The 5,372-nt window shown below is 71.3% G+C and carries 5 protein-coding genes and 1 pseudogene; 4 read left to right on the top strand and 2 right to left on the bottom strand.

Features of this window, described 5'->3' with window-relative positions:
* Window positions 1–589: 589 nt before the first annotated feature.
* Window positions 590–1,777, top strand: a complete 1,188-nt coding sequence (locus tag ACIBH3_RS35760) for a hypothetical protein (protein ID WP_396316294.1) — start codon at window positions 590–592, stop codon at window positions 1,775–1,777.
* 346 nt (window positions 1,778–2,123) lie between these two features.
* On the opposite strand, the gene ACIBH3_RS35755 is transcribed toward ACIBH3_RS35760, so the two are convergent.
* Both ACIBH3_RS35755 and ACIBH3_RS35750 read right to left on the bottom strand, forming a co-directional pair.
* Window positions 2,124–2,618 carry a DUF1772 domain-containing protein gene (locus ACIBH3_RS35755; RefSeq protein WP_396316293.1) on the bottom strand — a complete coding sequence of 165 codons (495 nt, stop codon included), beginning with the start codon at window positions 2,616–2,618 and terminating at the stop codon, window positions 2,124–2,126.
* Between the two features lie 38 nt (window positions 2,619–2,656).
* The gene (locus ACIBH3_RS35750) at window positions 2,657–3,307 is read right to left on the bottom strand and encodes a maleylpyruvate isomerase family mycothiol-dependent enzyme (protein ID WP_396316292.1); all 651 of its coding nucleotides are present in this window, start codon (window positions 3,305–3,307) and stop codon (window positions 2,657–2,659) included.
* Window positions 3,308–3,379: 72 nt separating this feature from the next.
* Between ACIBH3_RS35750 and ACIBH3_RS35745 the strand changes: the two genes are divergently transcribed.
* The 3 genes and pseudogenes from ACIBH3_RS35745 to ACIBH3_RS35735 all read left to right on the top strand — a co-directional run bounded on the left by ACIBH3_RS35745 (window position 3,380) and on the right by ACIBH3_RS35735 (window position 5,326).
* Window positions 3,380–4,297, top strand: coding sequence for a LysR family transcriptional regulator (locus ACIBH3_RS35745; protein ID WP_396316291.1), 918 nt, complete (start codon window positions 3,380–3,382; stop codon window positions 4,295–4,297).
* 99 nt (window positions 4,298–4,396) lie between these two features.
* Window positions 4,397–4,706, top strand: a pseudogene (locus ACIBH3_RS35740) (IS21 family transposase); the annotation flags it as partial.
* A gap of 296 nt (window positions 4,707–5,002) precedes the next feature.
* The gene (locus ACIBH3_RS35735; RefSeq protein ID WP_396316290.1) at window positions 5,003–5,326 is read left to right on the top strand and encodes a 5-fold beta-flower protein; all 324 of its coding nucleotides are present in this window, start codon (window positions 5,003–5,005) and stop codon (window positions 5,324–5,326) included.
* Window positions 5,327–5,372 lie beyond the last annotated feature (46 nt).

Raw genomic sequence — 5,372 nt, 5'->3', positions numbered from 1 at the left:
TGGTGCATGCTAGGCGTTCAGCGTCCGGGTCCGGGCCCATTCGGGCGATCCGGCTGTGGTTGCTGGTCAGAGACCTGCTTGGCTGTTCTCACCGGCCCGACATACCTTCCTGAGCCCTGGCTTAATGTGTGAGCGAGTGAGTGGGTGGGGTGCTGGTCGGTGTAGGGCGCGTCGCTGCGCAGTGCCTCTTCTTCGCGCCCGCCTGGCGGCGGCCGCACGTGGTTGGTTGGGGGTCGGCCGCCAGGAGGGGAGCTGTGGGTGGGGGTGTGGTGGTCCGTTCCTGGCTGTCCCTGGCTGTCCCTGGCTGGCCCTGGCTGTTTCGGTCCCGGTCCGGGGGTTCCGTCTGCTGTCCGGGCCGGGTCGGTGGTTCGGTCCCGGCTGGGCTTGCGTCAGCCTGCCGTCCGGGTTGGGCGTCCCGTCCCGTCCTGCCGTACCGGGTCTTCATAGTGACGCAGCACGCCGCCGCGCGGCCTGGTCCTGGTCACCGTCCTGGCGGTGTGACTGGTCCCAGCGTGGTGCCGGGCGTTGCCCGGTGGCCCCGGTGCGGGCCACGATGGGGCCGGTCGGTACACGGGGAGGGGTGGGGTGGGTGGCTGTCTTCCTGGCGGGATGTGCGGTGCTGGTGTTCGCCATGGTGGCCTATCGGGCGGGCTTCCGGATCTGGGCCGAACACCCCCGGGTCGCCGCCCCGAGGGCCAAGGGTGCCCGGCTGACGGTCTATGAGGTCGCGGCGCTGCGCGCGTGGCGGCTCCACCGCGACCGGCTGGCCGTGGCGGTGGTGTCGGGCATGGTGCTCAGCGGCGTGCTGCGACCGGACGGGAGAGGCCGACTGGAGGTCGCCCCCGGTGTGTGGAGTCCGGACGCCGTCCAGGCGGCGGTCCTGGCGGCTCTGGAGCCCGGCACGGCCAACCTGCCGTCCGAGCTGCGCGCGTTGGCTGCGGGGCTGGAGGAGGTGCGGGCGGTGGAGCGGGGACTGGAGGTGGCCGGCCTGGTCACCCGCAGCGACAGCGACCTCCCGGTCAACGTCTCCCTCTGCGTCATGCTGGGCACCGCCGTGGTGGCCCAGCTCACCCTGATGACGACCTCCTCGCTGCTCGCGTTCGGGGTCTTCGCCGGGCTGCTCGCGCTGGGCGGGGGCGTCGCGCTTGCCACCCCGGAGCGTTTTGACCGGACCTCGCGGCGGGGACGCCGACTGCTGCGTGCGGTGGGCACCGAACTGGAGCGGCGGCCGGTGCTGGTCCTGGACGAGGCGGCTTACGCGAGGCTCGTCGAGCTGGTCCTGTACTCGACGCCGGTGCCCGGGTTCTACTTCGACCCCCCTCCGGTGGCGGGAGCGACGGTGGCGGAGGCAGGACGGTGGCCGACGAGGTCCCCGGGCCGGGCGGGCCGTGAACGCACCGGAGACCGGAGGAGCCGGGCGGGCCGGACGCTCACACCTGCGGCCGGCGGGCTGTGCGGTCCGGAGATGCACCAGGGCGGCTCCCGGACTGCTGTGAGACGGTGGATGCTCACCGCAGTCCCCTGGACCACACCCTCCCCGCGTTCCTTCTGCCCCGGGCGAGTCGGCCCGGCGACCACCCGGGGCACTACGGTGGCCGGGCGGCGTCTGCGATCCGGGCCCGGGGTTCGAGGAAGAGGCCGATCAGTTCGGCGGAGACGGGTTGCTGGCCGGGGCCGCGCCGGGGCCTGCGCCCCGCCGGGCGGGCGCTTGGGCCGATCCGGTCACCCAGGCGGCTTGACTCGGTCATTGAGACTCCTGGACAGCTTGTTGGCGTAGACACCCTTCGCGCTACCAAGAGGCCCTGCTCTTGTGCACGGCTCCCGCCACAGTCACCCGATCGGGACTCCCGTTCGATCAGAACCCCTCAACCGGCATCGCTTCTGCTGCTTCGGAGCGTCAGACCTTCAACAAGCTGGCCTTGTAGGTGAATTGTGAGAGCACCTGTCGCCGATCGACGAGAGCGCCCTGTGCCACGGGGAGATGTCCTTGGGATCCGGGAGCGCGAGGATGCTTGCCGTAGGACGTTCGTTGTGTGGTGCGTGGAGCCCGATCAGCTTTCCGGTTCCCGGCACTGAGCGGGCCCTGGCTCCGCCCGACGGACAGCGCCGCGCTGGCCGCGAGATCAGGCCGGTTCCTGCGGCTTGTCTTCCGTCGGGGATGGATTGGTCTCCCGCAGGGCGAGGACGGTGAGGAGGGCGAACGCCACCGCGGCGGCGAGGGTACGGGCGTCGTTGAACAGTTCCCAGCGGCGCAGGATGCCCGCATGGTCGGCTGGTGCTGCGGTGGCGGCCCACTGCTTGATGAGGCCGTTGATCGGGACGTTCCCGAACCGGGTGATCAGGAAGGACGCGACGGTCAGGAGCCCCGCCGCAGTCGCGAGGATTCGCGGCCTGCCGCGCATGAGGGCGGCCAGGGCGAGGGAGCTGAGAGCGGAGACCGCCATGGCACCCTGCACCGTGATCCCGTTCATCTTCATCAGTTCGGCATGGAAGTCGAGTCTCATCTCGAGTGGCACGGCGTTGAAGGTCGGGACGAGGTTCGCGGCTCCGTAGCCGAAGGCGCCGGCAAGCAGGCCGGTGGAGAACAGGGACAGTCCCTGGAGGAGTCGGGTGCGCATGAATGCTTCTCCCTTGGGGGCGCGAGCGGTGTCTGCGTTCAGACTGCGGTGAAGCGGCTTCTCGCCTCGCCTCGGAGCCGGCCGGGCGGAAGCCTGCGGCCGAAGGCGAGCAGGAGGAGGTCCTGGGCGGCGCCGTACACGGGGGAGCCTGATCCGTACGACCAGTCCATGTCCTCGGCGCACAGCCGCACGCCGCCGACGTCGGCGCCGAAGAACCTCAGGCCGCTGGGCCGGATCCCTTCGAGCAGTACCCGCAGCCGGTCTTCGGGGACACGCCGGTCCAGGCCGAGGGCGACCGTGATGTCCAGGCCATGGACCACGTCGTGGCCGAGCGCGGCCTGGAGTCCACCGACCGGCGGAGTCCAGGGGTGGTGGGCGTTCTCCCGCAGGAACGCGGCGAGTTCGACGGCGGAATGGGCGGCCGCGTCCCGGCGTGCGACGCGGTCGGTCATGCGGTGCAGGCTTCCCCGGGCCCTGGCCAACTCGCCCATCGTCGCGGGCAGGGAGAGCCGGAACCCCATCGACATGTGGGCTGTGACCTCACGGACCCGCCATCCCGCGCAGAGACTCGGCTCGTCCCACTGGGCGGGCCTCAGGCGGTCGAGCAGATCGGCCAGATCCCGGCGTTCCGCCGCGATCATGGCCCTGACCTTGGCGTTCCTGCGCCTTCGAGATATCGCATTCTCCATGTGATCAACTCTGCGGTCCGGCCGAACCGCATGTCCAATAGATGGATGTGCTGCGATCTAGAATCAACGGTTATGGAGCTTCGCCAGCTGCGCTACTTCGTCACCGTCGTCGAGGAGGGTGGCTTCACCCGCGCCGCTGCCCGACTGCACCTGACCCAGCCGGGGCTCAGCGCCCAGATCCGCCAGCTCGAGAAGGAGCTCGGGCAGCCCCTGCTCGAGCGGTCCAGCCGGTCGGTGACGCCGACCGAGGTGGGCCGGGCCGTCCTGCCCTATGCGCGAGCGGCGTTGGCGGCTGCGGACGCGGTGCGGCACGCGGTGGACGAGCACGCCGGACTGCTGCGCGGCCGGGTCACGCTCGGACTGGTCCCCGGCGCCACCGGGCACGCCTTCGACGTCGCCTCATTCCTCGCGGACTTCCACGACGCCCACCCCGGCCTGGAGATCGCACTGACCGAGGACGCCTCGGATCGGATGCAGGCCGCGCTCCTGGCGGGTGAGATCGACATCGCTCTCCTCGGACCCCCTGGCGAAGAACCTCCGCCCGGCCTGTCCTACCGGACGGTCATCGACGCTCCGCTCGGCGTCGCTGTCGCAGCCGGCGATCCGCTCCTCGCCGACGCCGACCGCACCGACGTCCCCCTGACGGATCTGCGGGACCGCCCGCTGATCTGCCTGCCGCAGGGCACCGGAGTCCGGGCAGCGCTCGAACGCGCCTGCGCGCAGGCCGGGTTCGGGCCCCGGGTCGCCTTCGAGGCGGCGGCCCCCCACGTGCTCGCCCAGCTCGCCGTCCGGGGCCTGGGTGTCGCCGTCATGCCCATCGACGAGGAGACGCCGGGCATGGCCGCCCCCCTGCACACCCTGCCGATCGTCCGGCCCCGGATCCGTGCCCGTATCGTCCTCGCCTGGCCGGCCGCCGGGCCCGCAAACCCGGCGGCCCGGGCGCTCCTCGACCGGCTGCACGACGCCCTGCCGAAGGCACCCACGTCGTAGGGCGAGCCCAGGACGTCTCTTCCGGATCTTGCCTGGCCCCGTACGTCCGGCAGAATCCGAATGAGACGACATTCCCCGACACGCCGAGGGGGCGCTCTCTTCCACATGACGCTGTCGTACTTCGCGTGACCCGTTCTGCTGCTTCACCACCAGCCAGGACCTGCAGACGTTCTTAACTGCCACCGGCGGGTTCGCCCACTTCGGCGCGGCGCCGATGACGATCGTCTACGACCGCACCAAGACCGTCGTCCGACGGCACGTCGCCCCCGGCGAAGCGGTCCCGCTGCATCCGGAGGCGGTCGGCTTCGCCGGCCACTACGACTTCGACATCGACGTGCTGGCCGCCTACCGGCCCCAGGGCAAGGGACGGGTCGAGCGGCAGGTGCTGATCGTCCGGGACACCGCCTTGTGATCGCCGCTTGCCCTGGTCGCTGTCGGGGCCGAGCCCCTGCTCGGCCTGCTCTTCTCCTGTTCCCTCGTCCGGCTGCTCGGCCTGGTCGCCGGGTGCCCCGTGTGCCCGGGGGGTGGGGTGAGCTCCTGCTGTTCCCGCTCGTCCTGGTCCCCGCCGGGGGCTGGGTGCCCGTGCCGCTGGTCGCCAGGCCGACGATGCCACGGGACCGGGCGTCGGAAGCGGTGACCTTGTGTCCTTCGGCGCGAGCCACTGAGACTGAAACCTCACTGCGAGTTCTGCTGGGGCAGCCGGAAGTGAGTGACCTTCACAACGCCCAAGGCAAGCGGGTGGGCAGCGTCCGGAGCGGCGGTTGGGTCTACAACGCCCGGGACGGGCAGGTCGGCAGAGTGTGGAGTGACGGCTCGGTCTACGACGCCCGGGACAGGCGGGTGGGGAGCGTCCGGAGTGACGGCTGGGTGTACGACGCCCGGGACGGGCAGGTCGGCAGAGTGTGGAGCGGCGGTCAGGTCTACGACGCCCGGGACAAGGAGGTCGGCAGAGTCCGGAGCACGGGGGACAGGGATCGCGAGGTGAGGAATGCTGCAGGGGCGGCCCTGCTGCTACGGCTGCTGCGTTGACATCGGCCGCCGGCCTGGTTGTCCGGCTTCCCGGGGCGCGGGGGTG

Origin of the sequence: Kitasatospora sp. NPDC050543, assembly GCF_044457565.1 — a bacterium.
GTDB lineage: Bacteria > Actinomycetota > Actinomycetes > Streptomycetales > Streptomycetaceae > Kitasatospora.
The sequence above is the reverse complement of the archived record's forward strand: the minus strand, read 5'-3'. Positions and strand labels throughout refer to the sequence as shown.

What these genes read in the sequence shown, in the direction of transcription:
- ACIBH3_RS35755 (WP_396316293.1), bottom strand. Translation starts at nt 2,618, where the DNA reads ATGCGCACCCGACTCCTCCAGGGACTGTCCCTGTTCTCCACCGGCCTG.
- ACIBH3_RS35750 (WP_396316292.1), bottom strand. Translation starts at nt 3,307, where the DNA reads ATGGAGAATGCGATATCTCGAAGGCGCAGGAACGCCAAGGTCAGGGCC.
- ACIBH3_RS35745 (WP_396316291.1), top strand. Translation starts at nt 3,380, where the DNA reads ATGGAGCTTCGCCAGCTGCGCTACTTCGTCACCGTCGTCGAGGAGGGT.